We start from the raw sequence: 22,659 nt of genomic DNA on the forward strand, positions 1-22,659 counted from the left end.
GAAGGGCGGGCCTGCGGGAAACAGACTAGGCGTTGACGCTGTCAACGCGTTGGGGTGAGCGTTCTCAGGCTTCCTCGGACAGAGCCGCGCGCAGGTCGGCCAGCGCCACCTGGCCCTCAGGAGTGTCGGCCAGCCAGAAGGTCCAGCCGTTGGTCCCCGCGCCCACCGCGTTGGCGGCTCCGGACGGGGTGTCGTGGATCTGCTCGTCGATCCGGATGCGGCCCTGCTCGTCGACGACGGCTACCTGCTCGTGCTCCTCCCACGCGGGGGTCAGCACGGTCCCCGCGCTGATCAGGCCGGCGTCCAGGAGTTCCGACAGCTTGATCCGGCGGGAGGGAATCCTGCCCGCCGTGCGCTGCTCGGGCACGACCGACGGAGGGCTGTAGACGGGGCGGTAGGAGTCGCTCTCCAACTGTCCGAAGGCGTCGCGGACGACCTGCGCCATCAGAGCACGACGGGCGGTGAGGAAGGTGTCGTAGTCCATCGACGGCCAGTCGTCCGGCAGCGCGTGCAGATAGCGCTGACGGGCCAGGACGTCGGCGGGCAGCCCCTTGGCGGTCAGTTGCGCGGGCCAGTACTGCGACGGCGCCTGGTCGGAGATGGTGATGTTGTCGCTCCACTCCAGCAGCGCCATGTTGGCGATCTGGTTGATGCGCGTGCTCGTCGTGATCCTGAGCGAGTTCTGCAGGTACTTCCGGGGGAAGAGGTGGTGACGCTCGACGCCCTTGCGCGCGAGGATGGCCGGGTCGAGCCGGGTGCGGACCTTGACGTCGGACAGCAGGACGTCCGCGTCCAGGATGTTGAGGGCCGCGATGTACGCGAGCAGGGCGGGGGACTTGGCGGCGGAGCTGTTCAGCGTGTTGGGCAGGGTGATGGACCAGAAGTCCGAGGTGAGGGTCTCCCGGACGACCCGGTCGAGGGTCGTGATGTAACCGTCCGCATCGCCGTGGGGGACGTCCCGCAGCAGGGCGAGATCATGCTCCATCTGGGACTCCACCGACCCGGTGTAACGGCCGGTGAGCTGGGCCATGAAGAACCAGCGCGCGATGACGGACCGGAGCCGGTCGAGAGGGACGTCGTAACGGACGCGACCGATCAGCCAGAGCGCGTAGCTGTACAGCAGGGCGTTCTGGCTGGAGATCATCTTCTCGCCGCGGAAGCCGGCGCGTTCCAGGCAGAGGAAGAACTCGTGCCAGTGCTGGATGTCGAGCACGTGCTGTTGTGCCTGCTGGAGCTGTCCGAAGCGTGCCTCGCGCTGCTCGGAGGACAGTTTCCCCGAGGCGTCCCGTCCGCGCAGGGTCGCGTACACCTGCTTGAGCACGGCGGAGTCCAGGCCGACGGCCGCGACCACACGCAGCAGCTGGGGAGGCTTGGGCTTGATGTACCAGTTGAAGGGTGACGCACCGTGGAGCGCGGGAGTACGCGACTGCCGGCAGAAATCCTCCAGAGCGCGGCGTCCCTCCTCCCAGAACACGGAGGTGAGCGTCAGGATGAAGTCGGCCTGGTCGAGCTTCACGCCTTCACTGTTGATGCGGACGAAGATCTCCGCGACCTGTTCCTCGTCGATGTCGGCCGAGAGCACCACCCCCTTGAACGGGTAGCTCTCCAGGTCGTGCAGACGGTCGAGGGCGTCCTGGATGCGGTCCTCCTCGGCCTCGGTGAGGGGACGCTTGTCGTTGAGGCGGGCGAGAAAGTCACGGATGACCTTGCGCCGTCCTGTGGCGGTGTCCCACAGCAGGCTGATGTCCGGGAGGTACTCGGGGTCCCTCTCGATGGCCGCGTCCGTGACGGCGAAGGTGTCGTCCGAGGGACGGAAGGCGAGCCGGACGCGCGTGGTGCGGTAGTCCTCACGCACCACGGGCGTACCAGTCATGACGGCGAAGAGTGAGGTGAGGCGCTGCTGGCCGTCGACGATCAGTCGGCGAGCCGCCTCCTGCTTGGCCCCTTCGCCGATCTGCCGTGCGCCGGGCTCGATTCCGGTCTCCCAGAAGAGCAGGTAACCGACCGGGAAGCCCTTGTACATCGAGTCGAACAGCTCTCGCGCCTTGGCCGGCTGCCACACATAGGGCCGCTGCAGGTCGGGGAGGGCGATCTCGCCGCGACGGATGTCGGTGATCAGATCGGCTACCTGGTGGGTCGTGTCCTTGAACAGCACGGTGGCCATCGGCCGGGTCTCCTCGGGAAGTGTGGATGGAACTGGGCGGACCAGGGGATCAGCCGGTCATGGTGAGCAACGCGGCGGTCGCAGTTCCGGTACGTCGGCAGGTGCCGATCCGGCCGCTTCTTCGCCGGTTCCGGCTTCGTCGTCCTGGTTGCGCAGTCGGCCGAGGGCCCACTTCAGACCCGCCCCGGCCAGGGTGACAGCGAGGACGCCGGCAGTGGCCTCCACTCGCCCCTTCGTCCTGTAGTGGCCTCGTAAGTCGTCAGGCCCGCCCAGTTCCTTTGCCTCTTGGGTGAGCCGTGTCCAGTCGTTTCCCATGACTCCACTCGATCCGTCCGGTGGCCCGACTGCCCTTCGGGCAGCCGGCTCTCTCAGCCGCGCCCGGGGCGCCGATGCCGCCAGTACTGGTGGACCTTCAGCACCTCGTAGCTCCAGGTCTGTTGCTGCGCCGCTGTGCCCGAGCACGGCAGGCCGAGCTGCTCCGCGATGGCCGGAAAACGGGGATGCATCTGCCGGTCGCCGACGGTGAGGAGAGCGCAGAGGAGAGGTTCACCCTCCCGACGCTCCTCGTCCACCAGCCACAGGATGACGCTCTGGTCGTCCCGGTGGAGCCGTGGCAGTCTGGGGATGCGTTTGCTGATACGCGACCAGGTGGTCGTCGCGCCCATGCGGGCGGTCTGTTCCAGCAGAGGGCGGAGCTCGGTGGCGATCTCCGACAGCTGACCGGTTTTCAACAGGGGCGGCTCGTCACGACGGACCGGTGTCCGAGCGCCGGAACCGGGCGTCGGCGAGGTTGTGCGGTGCGCTGCGGTCTCCTTGGCAGCCTTCGCCTCTCGACGCGGCACGTGACCGTTCGCGCGCTTCACGGCAGGGCGGCGCCCCGGGCGCGCCGTGGAGCGCTGCCCGGCCGGGGGCTCGTGCCGGACTTCGGCCGTCGCCGCGCGCCGACGCCCCTCCTGCAGCCAGGACGCGGAGGTGATCAACTTCTTGAACGCCTGGAGTTCTTCCCGCTGCTTGCGGGTCTCACTGGGCGGCGCCTCGGCCACCTGGGACCAGGCCAGCCCGTAGAGGTCGGTCGCCTCGGCCACCGCGTATCTGTCCACGGCGCGCTGCAGGTCTAGGAGGATGTGGTTGACGTCCCGGTGGAGGCGAGCGACGTCCATGGCGGTGCGCACGGGGCGCCCTGTGGTCCTGCGACGGAAGTCCGTCTGCCAGCTCGAGCCGCCGCTGAGACGTACCCGGTTCCGCGTCAAACCATCCCCCCACCGGTGACAGGCTGTGCGTCTCGTCCACGGCACGGACGAGGGGGTCGTCCCCTCGACGACACCCGCATACGCAGACAACGCTAGATTGATGCGTTGGCAGTGTCAACAGAGCGTATGCTGAGTGGTGTTGCTCGCGCGCCGCGCCGACCGGCTGTGCCGAGAGGCGTTGGACGAGGACCGAGTGACACACGGTGTGCCGATTCGGCTATACCGTTCTGCTGGGACGTCAGACGCAGGCTGACGTGGGGATGAGTTGGGGGGACGATGATCGACTACCGCAAGGCGCCGAACGTTCCGGTCTGGACGCTGGCGACACGCGATGTCCAGGTGCCGGCCGTCATCGGGGACGGGCCCATGACGGCGGAGCGGTTGAACGAACTGCGGGGTGTGCTGGCGGCGTTGGCCGACCAGCCGATCGTCACGCTGGAGGCGCACCCGCTGCCCGAGAAGCTCGACCGCAGCCGGGGCATCCCACTCGACGCCGCCAGCCCGTTGGCGCAGCACCTGTCGCAGCTCATCACCGAGTCGGCGAAGACGTCCGCCGCGGCTGCCAAGGCGACGGCGTCGGGAGAGCTCCTGTGCCGCGTGGTCGTCCCGGCGAAGGTTGCCGAGGAGTTCGGACAGGGGCTGGTTCGCTGGATGGAGCCGAAGGGGGCGACGGGCGGGTTCTACGGCACCCTCGTGAACTCGGCGACGGGTCAGATCGTTGCCAAGCCGACGCTTGTGCCGGTCAGTGGAGCGGCAGCGGCGGGCACGGTCGGTGGCGCGGGCGCGACCGCCGGCGCCGCGGCTGCGGGCGGCACGGTGCTCACCGTGGCCGCTCCGCTCGTGCTCATGGCGGTGGCCGTCGGGGTGAGCGCCCACGCCGACCGCAAGCGGCAGCAGGCCATCGAGCACATCACGGACCTTCTGGAGCAGCTCCAGGCCGACAAGCTCGACGACGAGCACAGCGCACTCAACGGCTGCCGTCCCGCCATCGACAAGGCCACGGCCATCCTGCTCGACCAGGGGAAGCTCGGTGTCTCGCTGGGACTCGACTCGGCGGTGCACGCCATCGACACGGCACTGAGCAAGGCCGACATCCGTCTCGCCCGTTGGCGGGGCGCGCTCGACAAGCTGCCGGCCGGTGAGCCCGTCGAGATGGGCACGCTGACCGAGGCGTTCCCCGGCATCGACGAGCAGGGCGGAGTGTTCCGCACCCACCTCGAACTGGCGTCGCTGGCCATCGCCTTGAAGCGACGCGTCAACGTCCTCCAGGCGGTCGAGCGGGCCCAGAGCGAGCCGGACAACCTGTTCGAGAACTTCGCTCGTGCCCTCAAGGACGACGAGCAGCGGCTTGAGGAACTGGAGAAGGGCATCGCCGGCGTGCTGCTGCGTCTGTCGACGGTTCAGCTGGCCCGCCCGAGCAGCAAGCGCCCCGTCCTCCTGAACGCTGAGGTCGACCGGCTTCTGCGTTCGGCGTACCAGCTCCGCAGCCTGGGCGACGGCGTCGCACTCAACGGCCGCCCGGCGGACGTGGCGATCGAGATCGCCCGCGACCGGGACGGCTCGGTGGTGGTGTTCCCGGCGCTGCCCGCCCAGGTGTAGGCGCTGTCGCACTCACTTCTGATCGGTGCTGCTCGCCACCATCGGGCAGGCATCCCTCCCGTTCGTCGATCAAGCAGGAGGCCGACATTGAGACCCACCCCACTGGTGATGCCCAGTCGCAAGCCCACGCCGCAGGCTATGAGGTGGGGTCGGGACGAGTTTTCCCGAGACGAGCCACGCGCTGAGAACCCGCTGGTCTATCGGGCGGTACTACCGATCCCTGAAGACGAGCAGCAGCAGATGTTCGCCGGGGCTCGTTCGTGCTTCACCTCGTGGCTGGAGAGCAAGGGACTGGCGACGCACCTCTCCTCGGGCGTCCATCGGCTCACGGATACCTACACCCTCACCGTGACCGACTCATACAGCACCGACGGCCATCAAACTGCGCTGCGACTTCGTCTACGTGAGAGTAAGGAGGATAGGCAAGAGGGGACATGGCAGACGACGCTCACGTCCGCTGTCGACCGTGAGTCTCAAGTGGCCTATGTCGGTGTCGACCTGGAGCACTACCCCAGTGCGGGCAAACGCCAGGCCAGACCGGTCCCGCCTCGGCTCGTCCGTGAAATACTTGATCATTTTAACGTGCCGGACGGGACGATTCGGCTCACAACGGCACCTCATCTGATCGGCTCCGACTCCGTCGACTTGCTCACGTCCGCGCTCACCGATCCCTCCCGAGGGCTGCCTTTGGTCCTCGCGGCGGAGCCGTCCAACGATGATCCGGCCTGGGAAAAGCTGCTGACCGGAGTTGTCAGGAATCTGGTAGGGATCGCATCTGTGTTCCGGCTGGAACGGGAAGCCGTTCCCGCCTTCCGGGAGGTTGCCGGAGACCGGCACGATGTGTTTCCCGGGCAGATCCGCACTTATCTTCCCGACGTCGCTTTCGGCTCCGCCGAGGACGGTCGGCGGCACCGCCTCCTGACGTACCGACGGCTCAGCGATCCGGAGTTCCGTAACGCAGAAGTCCGGATTTCCAGGTACCCGCGCCAGCACGCTGTCACCACACCACAGCCGCCCCTGCTCGCTGAACCCGCGTTTCCAGGCATCGAGGAGGTCCTCAAGGACCTGCGCGCGGCAAGGTCTCAGACCGCTGAGTCATCTGGGAACGAGACCATCGACTCTCTGCGTGCCCAGCTGAGCACGGCCAACGAGACGATCGACAAAGCGCTGGAGGAGCTGAGCGAGGCCGCCAACGCCCGGGGCCTGGCGGAGCGGCGCAGGCGTGCGCTCGACGAGCAGCTGCGGGAGGCGACCGACCGCTATGAGGACGAAATCGCCGACCACGACGCCACTCAGGCACAGCTGTCTGCCCTGCGCCACCAAGTAGCGGTGCTGCAACAGCGGCTCGTGGAGGCCGGCCGTGCGGAGGACGCCTACACGCCGCCGACGGAGGAACCGGCGCCGATGTCTTTCGCCGAACTGAACGAACGTGTGCAAGAGCGGTTGAAGCATCTTGTTCTTACCTACGACAAGAGCAAGGCGGCCGACCTCGATGACGATATGAAGAGCTCGACCTGGGCGTCCAAGGTGTGGGACGCCCTGCTGGCGCTGGATTCGTACGGGGCGAGCAGCGCCGACGAGCAGGGATTCGACGGAACCTTCCGGGATTTCTGCGAAGCTTCCCCGCAGGGCATGCGCACCTATCCGGTGACGCGTGTGGCCATGGTGGAGTCCGACTCCGTGCGCAACGACAGGAAGTTCCGGCAGCAGCGCATGCTTCCTGTACCGCTGGAGGTCGACGCCTCGGGAAAGGTGTTCATGGAGGCGCACATCAAGATTGACAACAAGGGCAGGATCGCGCCTCGCATCCACTTCTACGACGACACGGCGGGCGTCACGGGCAAGGTGATAGTCGGCTACGTGGGGCCGCACTTGTCAAACACCCGTACGAACTGAGCGCCTCGCCCAGCCCGAGCGTTCAAGCCGACTCGGTGGCAGGTGTTCCCTCGCTGCGGAACTCTGCATCGCGGCCCCTGCCGATTCAGAACGGTCGGCGACAGCCTGCCCGATACAAAGATGATCGGCGCTGTCCTCACAGATCACTGCGGCGGCAGTCCAGGAGTGGCCGGTGCCCAAAGCGGTACTTCCCTCCCGCCGCGGAGAGGTGGCTGCGGCGTTCCGGGTGCCTTGGCGCGCGGGCACGAGAGCATTGCCCGGATGGTCTTGCCACTGGGTGGGTAGGGGACGCAGTCCCAGTGGTCGGCGAGGGCGGTGACGAGGGTCAGGCCGCGTCCGGTGGTGCCGAGTGGGTCGGACGCGGCGTCCGTGGGGCCGTGGAGCGGGCGGAGGTCTCCGCGGGCGTCGCTGACCTCGATGCGGAGGCGGCCGGCGGCCGGGTCGAGGACGAGCGTGAGCCGGAAGCAGCGGCCGGGCACGCGGCCGTGCAGGACGGCGTTGGCGGCGAGCTCCGCGACGACGAGCTCGGCACGCTCCGTGAGGTCTGGCGAGGCATCTCGGGAGCGCAGCTCGGTCACCGCGAGCAGCCGGGCGAGACGGGCACCCCGCCGCGTGGACGACAGCAGTTGCGTGAAGGTGTGCACGGGCGTGCCGACGCCAGGTGTTGCGTGGTTCATGGCGCCAGAGTGGCGGTTCGGCGTGTGCGGATGCGAGTGCTGCGCCGCGTACGGGAGCAGGCGTACGGACGAGGGAGGCGGGCGGTACGCCAGAGTCTCGCGCGGCTGCGTGAGGAGCGCGTGAAGGGGGCGCAGGGTTCAAGCCATTGACGGACGTTGCCGTGGTGCACGTCACCCGTGGGGCTTTTCAGTCGCCACGCGACACTAAACTGCGAGTGCAGAAACGATACGGTGACGCGTCGGTGCAGCGAATGACCACCGCTGCCGGCGTGACCGCTTTGCCCAGTCGTGCCGTTGCCGGGCCGACGGGACACGTACGCAGGGGGAGATGTCGCTTGACCATCGTGCGCAAGCTCGACGTGGAATCCAGACCGGCCGCGGGGCTGGTGGCGTTCCCTCAGTACGGATCCCCTCGCTGAGGAAGCAACCGCCGTCTGAAGCGTAGCCGCAAGGGGCGGTGGAGGGGTCCGCCGGACACGGGCGGACGGGACGCGAGGGCTCACAACTCATGCACGTCCGCGCCCTGTTGTCACGGGCGCGGTGAGCTTGCTGCCCCATGCGGTGACAGCGTCTCGTGACGCGGTGGGCTGACCGGCCGGCCTCGTCCCCGGTGCCAGACCGCGATCCGACTGCTGGCCGAGCGCCGGTCCCGCCCAGACGACGCGGCCGACTCCGAATGTCTCGCCCGGGAACCCGCCGTACGGCTCTCACGCCGCACGGCGGCATCTGAACACCACTACATCGAGAGGACCACGACAAGCGTCGTGAGGATCACCTGGTTCGCTTGGTTGGCGCAGCACGTCGATGAATATGGTTACGACGACGGGCCATTGCGCGCCTCGATCGGCACGGGCGCCGTGTTGGTGACAGCCGCACTGCTCTGGGGCGCACTGCACCGCAACCGGCCCGCCGCCATGGCCGCCGCCGGCCTCACCTGCGTTCTGGGGGTCCTCTGGCTGGCCCTCCACTGAGGCGCGAGCTCATGACGGGCGCGGTCTTCTGCTGTTACGTGTCGAACGAGCACCGTTGTACACCCCTACCTAAAAGGGGGCCTGTCTCTGGCTCGTGGGGTGGCTGGAAAGAGTGCGGTCGGCCCTTCCTCCGTACCCGTCCGCTTGTGCAGCCCCGATAATCCCCGCATGGAGACACGGAAACGGGTCGCATGCCTCATTGCGGTATGCGTGGGGACTCTGGCCGCGGTCGGCTTGCTTGTCTTGGCCTTCATGGGGGATGTGGGCACGACGGGGCTGGCGGCGAGCGTCGGCGGAGCGGTAGCGGGCATTGTGGGGGCGGTCGCATCCCTCGTCGCGCTGCTACGGGCATCAGCCCCTTCACAAGCCCCCGTCACCATGCGAGCAGGGCGCGGGTCGATCCTCGCGCAGGGGGACGTCGAGAGTTCGCGTGCGCGGGTGCCGCGGACAGGGGCCGCGGCACCAGAAGTCAGTGACGTCATCACCATGGCAGCGGGTGATGGGTCCGTGCTCTCAGGTGGAAGCCTTCGTGACGTTGATGCGGGAGAGGAGGACCAGCGCTCATGACCACCGATCGCGACCCGAGGACAGAGCCGCACCCCTCGACGCGACCTGCGTTTCCGCCGCCACCGCCGTATCCGCCGTCCGCAGCATTCACAGCGGGCGATGGGGCCATGATGGCAGGGCGGGACATCCGGAACTCGGCAGGGCGGGACATCAACAATGTCCGTCGGACGAAGATCGGTGGTGGCTGGGGCATCGCCCTGGTAGCTCTGCTGCTGGCCGGAGTCGGTGGAGGCGTCTACGTAGCGACTGACGGTGATTCCGGCGTGTCTGGTGTCGGTGCTCAGGAGGGTGAAGCTGGCGTCCGTGAGACGTGGGAAGCGACGGCCGCGGCCGTGCGTGCAGGGGACAGTGCATCTCTGTGCACGCTCATGACGCCGGACTTCCGGAAGGAGATCGAGAACCGGGCGTCCGGCGACTGCGTCGCTTCGATTGGGGAACTGTTCGCAAGCTCCGATGCATCGCGGCAGGACGCCGGCGCGGGTCAGCTGGAGAGCGTGACAGTACGGGGGCGCTGGGCAGAGGTGGTCGAAGTTTGGCCTGAATCAACTGAGCCCTCCTACCGATACATGGAACGCTTCGGTGACAGATGGCGCTGGACTCATCACTTTCACTTCAGCGCGTTCCATCCCGATGAATGTCCTGAGTTCACATGGAACAATCCCAGTCCCAGTGATCGCAGATGCTCCCAACAGACTATTTTCTCCTAGAGGTTGATGAGGAGCTCGTGAGGATCTTCATCGCGGAGCGGCTCGGTATGGCCCTCCAAGGTGAGGCGGTCGCGGACCGCGTTGGCGACGTTGTGCGCAGCTTCTGCAAGCCGCGGTCCGGAGAGATCGGCAAACCTGGCCACTGTTCTGGGTGAACCCGGGCAGGACCTCTGACGGCACTTACGACTGCGACCCGAAGGCGCTTCCCAAGCTCTTTGAGGACTGGAAGACCGAGACCATGCACGCCCACGGCTGGGCGCGCGCCCCGTGGCCCGAAGCGCCACCTGCGCCTTGTTGTACGCGGACACGGATGACCCAGGCGCGTGCACGCAGCCTGGAACGGGGCCGCACGTCCTATCGCACGGCCGCCTCGTTGGGCTGGGCATGACGACGTACGACACCGCGCCCCGGCCAGCTCCGAAGGCAGGACCGGCGAGGCTGGTGCCGATCCAGTTCAGGGTGAGGCTGCAGCCCTGCTTCCGGCACTCGACGTCCTGAACCAGCCATTCGAGCTTGTCGTCGTCGCCGGCCTCAACCCGCTGGAGGTCATGCACCACCCCGACAACTCCGCCTCCGGACGGGCCTTGCTTATAGAACACCTCTTTTAGGGCCGCCCGGCCGCGGTGGCATGGCGTGATTCCGGCGCCGCCCGTGCCGAACCCAGGCGGTCCGGAAGCGGCCAAGGCTGACTGCCTCTTCGCAGGGTGATCCCCTGGGCAGACGCCTGCTTCTCCCGCGTGGCAGGCGGGCCGGGCACACTGGATCAGGGCGATCGCTTGCTCGAAGAGTGACGCTGTGCGCGAGGTGGGGAACCGGTATCGCCGTCCTTCGACGCGTCGCGAGAATCCGGCCGAGGGCTGCCAGGCGCGGGAGGCCCAGGTCTCGGGTCAGGCGCAGGGACAGATCAGTCCGGGGACCGCGCGGTTGGGGGAGCAGGTGACCACGGCGAGGGCGAGGTAGGAGGGGCGTTCGAGGTAGCGGCCGCACGACACGTCGCCGCCCGCGTGCAGCCGTTCGGCGGCGGAGTCCACCAGCCGGGCCAGGCGTACGGGGTCCCGGTCGTGCTCCGCGGCGAACCGCGGGGCGTACTCGGCCAGGCGCTCACCCAGCCAGGCCGCCGCCTCTTTCGCCTCCTCCCAGGTGCCCCGCACCAGCGAGCGCGGCTTGACGAGCCAGTACGCCGTCTCCAGGGGCGGGAGATCCGACGTGCGGAACTCCGCGGCGACCTGGCGGTAGCGCTCGATCAGTTCCGGCCTGCTCCCGGCCGGGGGCGGATCGGGATGCGGGGGCCGTCGCAGGGCCTCGTCGTCGAAGCGCGTCTTCGGGCCGGTCCAGAGGTAGGCGTGGTGGTGCACGTGCTGCTCCCGGAGTGCGGAGCGCCGGCCGGACGCGGGGAGGAACCCGGTCCGGCCGGCGACAGGGGAGGGGAGGGAGGAGGGTCAGGCGCCGAGGCCGAAGCGGGCCGGGTCGATACCGGCGGCGTCCAGTTCCTCCGTGGTGAACCGCAGCGGCTCCACGTCCGGCCGCTTGCTGTCGCCCAGCGCCCAGGCGTCCTCACCGATCCGGGCGAGGGTCACGCACCCTTCCGTGCAGGGGCCGCCGCAGGCCTTCGTGAACGAGGCCGCGTTGATGTCGAGCGCGTAGAGGTTGGTTCCGTTCTGCATGACTGCACCTTCCAGCTCGTCTGACGCGGCCGGGTCCGGCCGCGGCCGCCCGGGGTGGGCGGGAGTGCACGGAGGGGGCGTGCCGTCTGGGTGTTTCCGCAGGTGAGCGCTGGACACGGACGGCTCGTCCCGGATCTCCGTGACCTCAGAGTGGCGGTCGGACGGGGGCGGGGACGAGTGTGGCACCTCGTACGCTGAGTCAGCGTACGGACACGAAGAGTGGACGGTACGTCTGATGATCCGTCAGGCTGGGGGTGGACGCGGGCGGCGTGAGAGACGGCCGTCACGGCGCGCTGCGGAGGCGAGGAAAGGGGCGGCGGATGGACGTGGTCGGGGTCGAGGGGGAGGCGGTGGCTGGGAGCGCCGGCGGTGGGCGGGCGGTTCCGGCGGGGCCGGTGGGGGAGTGGGAGCGGGAGCCGTATCCGTCGGACAGCCTGCGGACGTTCGGGGCGGTCGTCCAGGCGCTGCGTGAGCATGCCGGGCTGAGCCGGGCCGACCTCGGTGCGAGGGTCCAGTACTCGAAACACACGGTCGAGTCCGTGGAGTTGGGGCGCCGGATGCCGGACGAGGCGTTCGTGGAGCGCGCGGAGGAGGCGCTGGGCAACACGGGGGCGCTGCGGAAGGCTGCGCGGCATCTGACGCGGGGGGAGGCGGGGCTGGCTGCTTGGTTCCGGCGGTGGGCGCGGCTGGAGCGGGAGGCGGTGAGTCTTTGTACGTATGAGTGTCGGTTGGTTCCGGGGTTGTTGCAGTCGGAGGCGTATGCGCGGGCGGTCTTCGACAACAGCATCCCGTTGCTGACCGACGAGCAGACGGAGGCGCAGGTCACGGCCCGAATGGAACGGCAGGCGATGATGCGGGAGCGGCCGACCGTGCCGTTCGGCTTCATCGTGGAGGAGTCGGTGTTCCGGCGCGGGCTGGGCGGGGCACAGGTCCAGGCGAACATGCTGGACCACGTGCTTGAGTTGACCGCGCCGCGCAACGTGACGCTTCAAGTGGTGCCGTTGAAGTTGGAGTTCCATGGGTGCCTGGACGGGCCCGTCCAGTTGGTGGAGACCTTGGAGGGACGGCGGCTTGGATACTCCGAGGGGCAGCAGAACGGGCGGCTGATCTCCGGCGCGAAAGAGGTGAGCTTGCTCTGCCGACGCTATGACACACTGCGCTCGCAGGCCCTCAACCCCAAGGAATCCCGGGACCTGCTGGAGCGACTGCGAGGAGAGCTATGAGCAGCGGTATGTCGGAACTCGCCTGGTTCAAGTCCAGCTACAGTGGCACCCAGGGTGACAGCTGCGTGGAGGTCGCGTTCGCCGAACAGGCCGTTCACGTAAGGGACTCCAAGGACGTGACCCGTCCGGCCTTCGCTGTCGGACGTGAAGGCTGGGGACAGTTTGTGCGGTTCGCGTCGGAGCGCTGAGCGACTTGGGTGTGTCGTCCGCCGAAGTGGCGGACGGCACACCCTTTGCAGCGCAAGGCGTCAGGTGAGGGTGTTACGCAGGTGCGGACCGAGGTACCGGACGTATACCGCTTCCGGAGCGGAGGAAGTCACCGGAGAAGGAGGCGTGGGGCTATGGTGTCTCCTTCGCCAATCTTCAAATGGGCTTGATCGATGACCTGGCCGACGGGGTCCACGTCCTGCGATACCGGTACCACCAACTCATTGCGAATTCTCGTCTAGCGGGCGTCCGGTCCGACATGTATCAGTTCGGAGAATCGTCAGAGGGCCTGGAGGATCGCACACTGTTGATCAATTGAGAAATTAGGTTAGACTCCACCCTTCCTGCGATTGTCGTTCTTGCAGAGCATCTTGCAGTTTGCTGGGATGGTCGGTCCGCCGGCATGCCAAGGCGTGATGTGATCCGCCTCCATCTCGGCGATCTCAAAATGTTTCTTACAGACAGGGCAAATACCCCTCTGCCGCTCGTACGCCTCACGCTTATGATTGTCGGTAAACGAGCGGATGCTCAGATGACGCTCTTCCCGATTAAGGACGTACAAGTATATGCCACTCTTTTTGGTGACGTCTTCGTCCTGCATGAGCCTGGAAATTTCGGCTTCCAGCTCAGTCGGATTAAGGTCAGCGTTTTTGAACTCATTGTAAAGAAACCCCCACTGGACAGGGCGCATCTCCTTGCGCCACTTGGGGAAGGTTGTCTTTACCCACCTCACGACATCCTGAAAGTACAGCCACAGCGCTTCGGCGCTGGGGTCGTGCTGATGTTTGGCCATGTATCCGTCGACGTCACCGTTATTTATCCACTTGATGGCTGTCTCGAGATATTCCTGCCGGATATGCGACCCCGTCATGTAATTGGACGCGATAGCGTGGGCAGGGCAGTTGTTCTTCGAGAAGTACTTCTTAGCTGCAGAAACCCAGACACCGTGGTAGACAGCGTTGCGCAGCTCCTGATCGGTGAGCTCCTCGCCAGCGATGTTGATCGTCTTGAACCATTCTAACTTTTCGGAATCGGTTCCCTCGCAGATGTAGACCATAAGCTCGTAGTCGAGGATCTGTTCTCGCTGGTCTTGCTGCAAGTTATGGAAAGCGAGCCGGTGCCCGTCGATTGGTATGGAGAAGTCGCCCTCAACGTACTGGCAGATCGAGATGGTGCGCTGCTGCCCGTCGATCACCTCGAAGGTACCGTCGTGACGCACAGCCCAGTACATGACGTTCAACGGGAAACCCCGGCGCAGTGTCTCTATGACGGCATTGCGCTGCTTGTCCTTGTAGACGAACTCACGCTGATAAGGCGGACGTACGTCCAGCTTGTCACCATAGGCCCTCACGCCCAACTCGTCATTATCCTCGTAGTCTTCGACGAGGTCGCGCACCCGGATATTTTTGAGGTCGATTTTCATGCGGTCACTCTCTTGTGTCGGATAAGAACGCGTGCGTACAGTTGGACGTAGTACTCGCCATCGACTTCGTAGTAGGTTTTGTCGGTCGGCGGCGTCTCCACTTTCAGCGCAGGACCATCATTAAGCTTCGTGACCGTGCTCCGCACGCCGTTCGCGCTGACCTGTGTTTGCTTCGGATAGATCTTAGACGGCTCTCCCAGCGGGGCCTTAGCGATCCCTACTATCTCGAACTGGTCGGGATTGTATTTACCAAGGAAGGTAATGGGCACACCCATTACCCCATCCCAGTCAACGGGGATGTTGACAGCCTTGCCAACCTCGATGCCGTTGTAGTTGTCGTAGGGGAGGTAGGCGTCAGGGTCGTGAGTGCGATAGAGCGTGAGCTCCTCGTGCCGCTTTGAGTGATCAAGGTTCGTGAACCATGCTGAGTGGCCAACGGTCTGGTAGCGGTCGCCGTCATGGACGCGCTGCCCCTGCTTCACCGGAGCGTCGTCCTTGATGCGAAACCACATCTGCCCGGTGCCGGTGCGTGTGACCCCGAGCCAGATGCGATTTTGCTGGATGTAGGGCCAAATCTCCTTGTACGTGACGGCATTCATGTTCCCAATGATCAGGAACTTTTTGTTGTACTCCATTAGCTGCGCGACGTACTCGCGGAACAAGGAGAATGGAGGGTTGGTTACGACAATGTCGGCTTCTTTAAGGAGAGTGATGCTCTCCTGTGAGCGAAAGTCCCCGTCACCGTTGAAGTGCTTCACCTCGATCTCATTGCGGCCCGGGATTCGATCACCATCCTTATCACCTGTGTATTCCAGGTAGATGGCTCTCTCGCTGTCCCTCGAGGAGAACAGGTCCATGTCTTGGCTTTTATAACAGGTGGCAATAAGTTTCTTCAGGTCAAGTCTCTCAAAGTTGTAGCTGAAGTAGTGGAAGAACTGAGATGCGCGAGGGTCATCGCAGTTAAGGTAGACGACCTTACCTTTGAAGTGCTTCTTGTAGTGTCGAATTTCCTTCTCGATGTCGGATAGCTGTGTGTAGAACTCATCCAGTTTGGCCAGTTTGGCATTACCGAGACTCTGCCGCTTTGACGCCATATTTATTCCACTCCGTTCGCCTAGTGCGCTATCGCGTTGCTCATTTAAGGGATGCGTCTGCGGAGTCACCCTACCGGCGTGGTGGGACATTGCAAGGGTTGACCTCGGATTATTCGATGAGTTTCTGATCGGCTGAGGTGTTGTATAAGCAGGTTAACCGTGGCGAGGGCCCTCGCCCGGCGGCGGGGCCAAAGTGGATCGGTAGGTGCCGAACTCGCCCTCAGCGAGCGGGGTTTTCAGAGTCAGGCCGGCGGTGGCCATGCGGTCGTATTCGGCGAGAACCAGTCTCTTGGTTCGGTATTCACCATACTTGGCGATTTCGTTGTTCTTAAGGCCTCCCCTCTCTGTCTGGAAGGACTCAAGGATGTAGTCAGTGTCCTCGCGACTGATTCCATACAGGTGGAAGAAGCAAGCGTCCAGCTCGGCGCGCAGTTGGGCGCGGCGATGGTCGTCCCAGCGGAACGGCTCTCCTTTGTCGTTCAGATCGCGGGCGAAGGGGGTCAAGTCGCGAGCGGTGTACGTGAGCTCAAGGAATCGGGTGAGGATGAAATCCATGTGAGGTTCCACTGAGTCGGGTGGAAGCACTGGCAGCTGTTTTACAATGAAGTAATTGAAGTTCACGCCGCCGATTTTCTGACGGGCGATATAGTCAAGCATCATGCTCGACAGAAGGGCTGCCAGGGTTGCCGTCTTCTTTGGGCTCTCGCGCGAGATGATGATGTTCCCAGAATCGCCTAGGCCGACGCGCGGCATGATGGACCCGATGAACGTACGCTCATCTGTTGAGCTTGTGATTTTACGGAAAGCGAAGAACCACTCTCTGTCCCATTTATTTCGCCTAAGCTTCTCAGTGATTTCGCTTTCGGGTACCCAGTAGCGGCCTTGCGGCAGGTGTGTCGGATCATCCAGCATTTCGACGGATGGTGTCGGAAGTTGACGAACTGCTTTTCCGGTTTCTCCATCCGCCAGTTGGTAGTCGCCGAATCTGTGATTGTATAGGTGAAACATTTTCGCCTCGTAAAGAGGGAGGAGGCGTTCGTCTTTCCTTACTAGAGAACTGCCGTCAAAACGCCAACCGTCGATCAGCATCGAGTCAAGGCTTTCATGGTTAGCGGCGGAGGGTCGGAAGAGGTCAGATTCATTGGCCATGTGAAACATGGTCATGAAAGATACGCCCCAGGGATCACCGCTTACCGTTCCGGGCTCCGTGAGTAGCGCCGGTGTCCGGCGGTAAATGTCAAGCGTAATTTTGGCGTCGCGGTAATTCGTGAAGATTGGGCATGTTCCGGTGTTTGGGTTGAGGATGTTGATCTCTTGATTTGTGATATGCACGTGACGCTCAGGGTCTTCGAGATCACTCAAACTCGTTGCTCGGAAGACGATGTCGATTGGTTTTTCGTTTTTCCGTCCGGTGAGGGAGAGCAGGCAAAACCGGTTGCCTTGGGCGCCAGCGACATCTGCGAAAAACCCAGCGTTGCGGAAATCGTAAAGTGATGCCAATGCGCCGTGGCTGGTCAAATCCTTGAAGAAGTACTGCGTAGTGTCGTCTGTTGCGATTCCCGTCGGAACAATCACTCCCGTGCGCCCTCGGTTTCCCGTCAATATGCGGTCGGTCTCCGTGAAGACGGCATACGTGTTGATGTCCCCTCGACCTGTGAGTGGATAGCGGCCGCTGACGCGCAAGAAGTGGCTTTCCCCTTCCGCGCGCCGTTTAGCGGCCTCAAATTCCGCAGCGAGGTGCGCGCGGTCAGGGTCGCTACGAAGCATCACGATTAGACGTTTGCGAGCGGCTGCGTTCTTGGCGTTCGCGATTTCAGTGTCGCGCTGCGCGAAGAACTCTTGCTCCTGAAGCTTCACGCGCTCCCACGGTGGATTACCTACCACCGCGTCGAACCCGCCGACCCAACCCGTCCCCTGCTGGATGCCCATCACCGATTCTTGAACCGCAAACACCTCCGGGAACTCCAGGTGCCAGTGGAAGAACCGGTACTGATTCCGCAGACTCATGATCTCGGCGTGCGTGGCGTCCGGCACCGCAGACTGGTCACGCCCGCGCAGCGCGCGGAACACCTGGTCGGTCGGCGCCTCTGGCGCTCCCGCCCGCTTGGGCCATACGAACGCGGCGCACCATGCGTCAGCGGCGTGCAAGTCCTGGATGTACGTCGTGGACTCGACGTAGGCGCGGTACGCGGACTCCTGAGCCCGCACCTGCTCCAGAGAGTCGGCCGGGGCCGCGGTGATCCGGGCCAGCTCGGCGGCGTACTGGTCATTGCCGGGCAGGACGTCCGTGTCGAAGAGCAGCTCGTCCTGGCCACCGCGCTGAGCCTTGTTCCGCTTGACCAGTCCGGCCGCATACTTCTTGTCGTCCCCCTCGATCGGCTTGAACGCGTCGTCCGGGACCCCTTCCGCCAGTAGCTTCGGCGTCGCACCGATCAGCCCATTGCCATGCTTGATATGGGCGTCGAGAAAGCCGAGCGCCTTGCCGGGCTCCAGCGCCTCCAGCCACAGCGAGACCTTCGCCAGCTCCACGGCCATCGGGTTGAGGTCGACACCGTAGATACAGCGCGCGACGACCTCGTGCAGCGCATGCCGCACCGCGTCGACCGTAGGCTCCGGGTTCCGCTCGCGCACCGACGCCACCCGCTTGGCGATACGCCGGGCCGAGGCGACCAGGAAGTGCCCGGAACCACAAGCCGGGTCGCAGACCGTCAGGGACAGCAGCTCGTCGACGATGTCGTCGGCCGGGTCGGGACGGCCGGCCTCCGTGGCCCGCTGCTCGCCCCGCTTCACAGCGTCGTCTATGACCGGATTCAGCGTCGTGTCCAGCAGGCACTCGATCAGCGACGACGGTGTGTAGTAACTACCCGTCGTCTTCCTGCTGTTGCCCGCGACCTCGATCAACTCAAAGGTCCGGTCCGCAGCCGAGTGCTTCGGCTCCAGCTCCAGCAGCGACTCGTAGACCGAGCCCAGCTCCTCCGCGTCCAGGTGCCGGTAGTCGACCGACCGCCACCGCCGCGCACCTGGGTCCCGTACCTGCGCCAGATGCCGCACGGCAGCCAGCAGCGACTCGTTGGACAGCTTCAGCCCGTCCAGCGGCGTGTCAGCCGCCGTAGGGGAGAACAATCCACCGAGTCCCGGCAACCCCAGCTCAGGGCGCCCCTCTTCCTTCCCCAGCGCCTCAAGAACGATCCGCAGCGCCTCGTACTGGTCACCGTGTGCCGTCCCCTGCCGACGCCGCGCCCGCTCCCGCAGCCGCGCCGACGAGAAGTACCGCTCGTACGCCTCCCGCTGTCGCTCACTCGCGTTCGGATCGAGCAGAGCGTCCCGGTCCTCAGCCACAAACACGAACAACAGCCGATACACCAGCCGCAGCAACGCATCCCGCAGCGCCTTCGGGTCCACGTCCTCCCGCAGCCGCACGTTCTCCGGATGCCGCAGGAACCCGGTGCCCAGCACGGTCAGCGCGTTCTGCACGCCCAGCCGAAGCTGGTCCAGCGCCCGCGCCCCCGACGTGACGGCCTCCGCCCGCCACTTCTCCAGCCAGCACCCGGCCGGCGCCGCCCCCTCCGGCACAGCGAACCGCGACGCGTGCAGCACGCAGTACAGCAGCACGAACTCGCTGAACAGCTCCCCGTCGAAGATCGCCTCGAGGTCGAACTCGACGTACGCCGCCGTCGCGAAGGACGACGAGTCCCGCAGCAGCCGCAGCCGGCGCCCGTTGGTAAGTACCGCCCACAGGTGGGCCTCCGTACGGTTCAGGCAGTCCTGGAGCATCGACTGCGCCGGGACCTGACCGGCCGCCGGACGCTTGTCCAACTCCTGGTTCCACGGCACCAGATGCACCAGCGCCTGACCATGCCGGTGCGACACCGGGAACCGCTTCTCCGCATCCGAATCAGCCGGAATACCCGCCGCCCCGACCTCCGTCAGCGCGCCGAAGTCCAGCTTGCGGAAGAGCTGGGCGAGCCAGTCGGAGCCGGCCCGCCCCGTCGGGTCGGCGGACGGCGCGCCCGTGACCGGGTCCGAGGGCAGCGCGGCGCGCAGCTCGCGCCAGAGCGGCTTGAGATACTCCCAGGCGCGCTCGGCCTCGTCCCGGACGGGCACGGACGCGGGCAGGCCGTAGTCGGCGGGCTTGGTGCCCGGCAGGTTCCGCGCCTCGGCGATGCGCAGCAGCATGTCGGCGGGGAGGAGACCGCCGACCGTGGTGACGGCGGTGAAGGCCAGGGCGGTGCGGGTGGCGGCGGCGGACATCAGGCTTCGGCTCCGGACACGGTAGAGGCGGCGAGGGCGGCGGGCGGCACGTAGACGTACACGCCGAGGACGTCGGCGGGCTCCTGCGGGAGGACCTTCAGGCCGCGGACGATCTCCTCGTTGGCCTTGCGCACGCGGCGGTGCGAGGCGTCGAGTTCGGCGGCCAGACGGGTGCCGTACTCGGTGAGATGGTCGGCGAGGCCCGGCAGGCCCTCCAGCGCGCGGGTGATGGACTTGCGGGCGGCCAGCTCGTGGGTGTTGGCGGTGGCGCGGGCGCCGAGCAGCGCGGCGGCCGCGTCGTCGTCCAGCCAGCGGGCGCGCTGCGGCAGACCCTCGTAGGCCAGCAGCCGCGCGTCCTCCGCGACCACCTGCCGCTCACCCGAGCGGGACGGCAAGGTGAGGTGGAAGCGGTACCGGACCAGCAGCAGCGTCGTGCGGACGCTCACCGCGTCCGTCGTCACCACACCGCAGCGGCGGGCCGGGCGCGGACCCTGCGCCTTCGCGTCCAGTGCCGAGTCCAGGACGTAGGAGGCGACGGCCCCGATCGCCGGGTCGGTGCGGACGAGGGCGGCCTCGCCGCGGCCGATCGCCGGCGTGGTGCGGAACGGGATCTCGCGGTCCTCCTCGACCAGCCGGTTGCCCAGCGTGGCCGCGAGCGCGTCCCGCAGTCCCGCCGGGGTGCCGCCGACCTGCGCGGTGAAGTCACCGCTGCCGTCCCGTGGGTCGCGGATCAGCGCGTCCAGGTCCCGCAGCGCCTCCAGCGTGAACTCGCGCACCTCCTCCGCACCGCCGAGGGCGGCCCGTACGGCGGCCACCTCGCGGGCCACCTCCTCCGGGTGGATGGCACGCTGCGCGTACTTGGAGCGGGACGTCTTCTCCCGCTCGGCCGCCGACGTCCACTCCCGCTCGATACGGTCGAACGACTCCTGGTGGCCGTCCATCTCGAACAGGCTCTCCTGGCTGCCCTGCCGGCCGTGCAGCAGCAGCCACTCCACCACGGCGTCCGTGACGCCGCTCGCGGTCTCGTCGGGCACGGAGACGGAGATGCCGAGGTCCTTCTTGATCTGCCGGTGCTTCTTGAACAGCACCTCCAGGACCTTGCCGTCGATGCCGTTGTCCTCGCCGTACATGGTGATGACGCGGACTTGGTCGCGCTTCTGGCCGTAGCGGTCGACGCGGCCCTCGCGCTGGTCGTGGCGGGTCGGGTTCCACGCCAGGTCGTAGTGAACGACGGCGTCGAAGTGGTGCTGGAGGTTGACGCCCTCGGAGAGGCAGTCGGTGGCGATCAGCACGTGCCGCACGGACGGGTCGCCGCCCTCCTCGGCGGCGAGCTGCTCGATCCGCTCCAGGCGCTGCTGCGGGGAAAGCGTGCCGGTCACGGCGGCCATTCTCGTCTTCTTGCCGAGCTTGCCGTCCAGCTGCTGTGCGAGGTAGTCGGCCGTGGGGATGTACCGGCAGAACACGATCGGGTTGTAGCCCTCGCCGATCAGGTCCTTCAGGTGCTTGGTCAGCGCCTTCAGCTTCGCGTCCCCCGCCGGGCCCATCAACTCCTCGGCACGTCCGGCGAGATCCAGCAGGCGGGCGCCCGCGTCCTCCGACTCGGCGGCGCCGGGCGCCACGTCCATGCCCTCAAGGCGGTCGTTCTCGGCGGAGTCGGCGGCCACCGGGGCGCCCAGCACGTCCGCCTCGTGCGCGGTGCGGGCAGTGGCGGACTCGGAGCGCGTCTTCAGGGTCTGCGCGGCGGCGGCCGGGGACGACACCATGGAACGCAACAGCGCGATCACCGACCACCAGGCGATGCGGGCCTCCCGCTTGCCCTGCTCGCCGGCCGCGTGGACACGGTCCGCGGCGTAGGCGATCGCGTCGTCAAGGAGCGCCCGGTAGGCGGGCGTCAGTTTGTACGGCTCGTCTTTCGTCCAGCGGTCGGACGGGAACGCGGTCCGCTCGGCCAGCGAGTCGTCGGCAAGACCGTCCTCCTTGGTGAGGTAGTCGCGCACGTCGGCGCGCTTGCGGGCCACGAAGTGCTCGGCAAGCTTCGCCCGGCCCGCCGGGTTCTCCAGGTCCAGCGTCGCCAGCTCGGGCCGCACCAGGCTCAGCAGGTTGCGGAACGCGGACTCCTTGCCGGAGTGCGGGGTCGCCGTCAGCAGCAGCAGATGGCGGTCGGCGTCGGCGGAGACCTTCCGCAGCAGCTCGTAGCGGAGCTGGTTCGTCGCGGAGGACGCGCCGCCCTGCGCGGGGTCGTCGGCGGCCACGCAGGTGTGCGCCTCGTCGACGATCACCAGGTCGGGGCAGTGCTTGACGAAGTCCTCGCGGTGGCGGGTCGACTTGATGAAGTCCGTCGAGATGATCGTGAACGGGTGCCGGTCGAACAGCGACTGGCCCAGCTCCAGGTTCCGCTCCAGGCGCGACACCGTGGAGGCCAGCACCAGTTCCGCGTCGATGCCGAACTTCTCCCGCAGCTCGCCCTGCCACTGCTCGGCCAGCGCGGGGGAGCACAGCACCGCCAGCCGGGTCGCCTCACCCTGCGCCAGCACCTCCTTGGCGATCAGACCCGCCTCGACCGTCTTGCCGATACCGACGTCGTCCGAGATCAGCAGCCGTACCGTGCGCTGCCGCAGCGCCATCAGCAGCGGCACCAGCTGATAGGCGCGGGGCTCCACGGCGATCGACGCCAGCGAGCGGAACGGGCCGGCGCCCGACCGGAACCCGATGCGCAGCGCCGTGCGCAACAGGCCGGCGGCCCGCTGGTCGCCCAGGTCGTCCGGGCTCGGCGCGGCGAACTCGGCGGGGCGCACCTCCTCGAACGAGGGGAAGACGGCCGCGATGTCGTCCTCGCTCCCGCCCAGCGGGCGCAGCACCAGCATGTCGGGGGCGCTCTCGGGCAGCACCACCCATTCCCGGCCACGGGCCGCGACCAGCGAGCCGGCTGTGTACGTGAGGCTCATGGGATGTCTCAGTTCCTCGGG

At 66.4% G+C, this 22,659-nt stretch carries 13 protein-coding genes and 1 pseudogene; 5 read left to right on the plus strand and 9 right to left on the minus strand.

What is annotated here, in order from left to right; translation table 11 throughout:
• Window positions 1-64: 64 nt before the first annotated feature.
• A complete protein-coding gene (locus ACIF8S_RS01255; RefSeq protein WP_399996631.1) occupies window positions 65-2,164 on the minus strand; it encodes a DUF262 domain-containing protein in 2,100 nt (699 codons plus the stop codon).
• Between the two features lie 368 nt (window positions 2,165-2,532).
• Window positions 2,533-3,336, minus strand: a complete 804-nt coding sequence (locus ACIF8S_RS01260; RefSeq protein ID WP_399996632.1) for a hypothetical protein — start codon at window positions 3,334-3,336, stop codon at window positions 2,533-2,535.
• Window positions 3,337-3,690: 354 nt separating this feature from the next.
• Between ACIF8S_RS01260 and ACIF8S_RS01265 the strand changes: the two genes are divergently transcribed.
• Together ACIF8S_RS01265 and ACIF8S_RS01270 are read left to right on the plus strand one after the other, a co-directional pair.
• Window positions 3,691-5,013, plus strand: a complete 1,323-nt coding sequence (locus ACIF8S_RS01265; RefSeq protein ID WP_399996633.1) for a hypothetical protein — start codon at window positions 3,691-3,693, stop codon at window positions 5,011-5,013.
• A gap of 108 nt (window positions 5,014-5,121) precedes the next feature.
• Entirely contained in the window at window positions 5,122-6,909 is a 1,788-nt protein-coding gene (locus tag ACIF8S_RS01270) for a hypothetical protein (RefSeq protein WP_399996634.1), read from the plus strand.
• A 143-nt stretch (window positions 6,910-7,052) separates the two neighbouring features.
• On the opposite strand, the gene ACIF8S_RS01275 is transcribed toward ACIF8S_RS01270, so the two are convergent.
• On the minus strand, window positions 7,053-7,586 hold the full coding sequence (locus tag ACIF8S_RS01275) for an ATP-binding protein (RefSeq protein ID WP_370405016.1): 534 nt from the start codon (window positions 7,584-7,586) through the stop codon (window positions 7,053-7,055).
• Between the two features lie 764 nt (window positions 7,587-8,350).
• Here ACIF8S_RS01275 and ACIF8S_RS01280 point away from each other — a divergent pair.
• Complete coding sequence (locus ACIF8S_RS01280) at window positions 8,351-8,557, plus strand: hypothetical protein (RefSeq protein ID WP_370405017.1); 207 nt, start codon at window positions 8,351-8,353, stop codon at window positions 8,555-8,557.
• Window positions 8,558-10,718: 2,161 nt separating this feature from the next.
• Here the strand turns inward: ACIF8S_RS01280 and ACIF8S_RS01285 are convergent.
• Both ACIF8S_RS01285 and ACIF8S_RS01290 read right to left on the minus strand, forming a co-directional pair.
• Window positions 10,719-11,186 (minus strand): hypothetical protein, encoded by a 468-nt coding sequence (locus tag ACIF8S_RS01285; protein WP_399996636.1) that lies wholly within the window; start codon window positions 11,184-11,186, stop codon window positions 10,719-10,721.
• An 84-nt stretch (window positions 11,187-11,270) separates the two neighbouring features.
• A complete protein-coding gene (locus ACIF8S_RS01290; RefSeq protein WP_399996637.1) occupies window positions 11,271-11,495 on the minus strand; it encodes a DUF397 domain-containing protein in 225 nt (74 codons plus the stop codon).
• A gap of 320 nt (window positions 11,496-11,815) precedes the next feature.
• Between ACIF8S_RS01290 and ACIF8S_RS01295 the strand changes: the two genes are divergently transcribed.
• Together ACIF8S_RS01295 and ACIF8S_RS01300 are read left to right on the plus strand one after the other, a co-directional pair.
• The gene (locus tag ACIF8S_RS01295) at window positions 11,816-12,718 is read left to right on the plus strand and encodes a Scr1 family TA system antitoxin-like transcriptional regulator (RefSeq protein WP_399996638.1); all 903 of its coding nucleotides are present in this window, start codon (window positions 11,816-11,818) and stop codon (window positions 12,716-12,718) included.
• Window positions 12,715-12,906, plus strand: a complete 192-nt coding sequence (locus tag ACIF8S_RS01300) for a DUF397 domain-containing protein (protein ID WP_399996639.1) — start codon at window positions 12,715-12,717, stop codon at window positions 12,904-12,906. Before ACIF8S_RS01295 ends, ACIF8S_RS01300 begins: the two co-directional genes overlap by 4 nt.
• A 347-nt stretch (window positions 12,907-13,253) precedes the next feature.
• Here ACIF8S_RS01300 and ACIF8S_RS01305 read toward each other — a convergent pair whose 3' ends face one another.
• The 4 genes and pseudogenes from ACIF8S_RS01305 to ACIF8S_RS01320 all read right to left on the minus strand — a co-directional run.
• Window positions 13,254-14,348 (minus strand): HNH endonuclease family protein, encoded by a 1,095-nt coding sequence (locus tag ACIF8S_RS01305; protein WP_399996641.1) that lies wholly within the window; start codon window positions 14,346-14,348, stop codon window positions 13,254-13,256.
• Complete coding sequence (locus ACIF8S_RS01310; RefSeq protein WP_399996642.1) at window positions 14,345-15,442, minus strand: adenine-specific methyltransferase EcoRI family protein; 1,098 nt, start codon at window positions 15,440-15,442, stop codon at window positions 14,345-14,347. Before ACIF8S_RS01310 ends, ACIF8S_RS01305 begins: the two co-directional genes overlap by 4 nt.
• A 153-nt stretch (window positions 15,443-15,595) precedes the next feature.
• Window positions 15,596-19,693 (minus strand): Eco57I restriction-modification methylase domain-containing protein, encoded by a 4,098-nt coding sequence (locus ACIF8S_RS01315; RefSeq protein ID WP_399996643.1) that lies wholly within the window; start codon window positions 19,691-19,693, stop codon window positions 15,596-15,598.
• Between the two features lie 1,220 nt (window positions 19,694-20,913).
• Window positions 20,914-22,638: pseudogene (locus ACIF8S_RS01320) on the minus strand (helicase-related protein); the annotation flags it as partial.
• Between the last annotated feature and the right edge of the window lie 21 nt (window positions 22,639-22,659).

The sequence above is a fragment of the Streptomyces sp. NPDC085937 genome, assembly GCF_044540535.1.
Lineage (GTDB): Bacteria > Actinomycetota > Actinomycetes > Streptomycetales > Streptomycetaceae > Streptomyces.

Coding starts and splice junctions, on each gene's coding strand:
- ACIF8S_RS01255 (WP_399996631.1), bottom strand. CDS start 2,164: ATGGCCACCGTGCTGTTCAAGGACACGACCCACCAGGTAGCCGATCTG.
- ACIF8S_RS01265 (WP_399996633.1), top strand. CDS start 3,691: ATGATCGACTACCGCAAGGCGCCGAACGTTCCGGTCTGGACGCTGGCG.
- ACIF8S_RS01270 (WP_399996634.1), top strand. CDS start 5,122: ATGCCCAGTCGCAAGCCCACGCCGCAGGCTATGAGGTGGGGTCGGGAC.
- ACIF8S_RS01275 (WP_370405016.1), bottom strand. CDS start 7,586: ATGAACCACGCAACACCTGGCGTCGGCACGCCCGTGCACACCTTCACG.
- ACIF8S_RS01290 (WP_399996637.1), bottom strand. CDS start 11,495: ATGCAGAACGGAACCAACCTCTACGCGCTCGACATCAACGCGGCCTCG.
- ACIF8S_RS01295 (WP_399996638.1), top strand. CDS start 11,816: ATGGACGTGGTCGGGGTCGAGGGGGAGGCGGTGGCTGGGAGCGCCGGC.
- ACIF8S_RS01300 (WP_399996639.1), top strand. CDS start 12,715: ATGAGCAGCGGTATGTCGGAACTCGCCTGGTTCAAGTCCAGCTACAGT.
- ACIF8S_RS01305 (WP_399996641.1), bottom strand. CDS start 14,348: ATGAAAATCGACCTCAAAAATATCCGGGTGCGCGACCTCGTCGAAGAC.
- ACIF8S_RS01310 (WP_399996642.1), bottom strand. CDS start 15,442: ATGGCGTCAAAGCGGCAGAGTCTCGGTAATGCCAAACTGGCCAAACTG.
- ACIF8S_RS01315 (WP_399996643.1), bottom strand. CDS start 19,693: ATGTCCGCCGCCGCCACCCGCACCGCCCTGGCCTTCACCGCCGTCACC.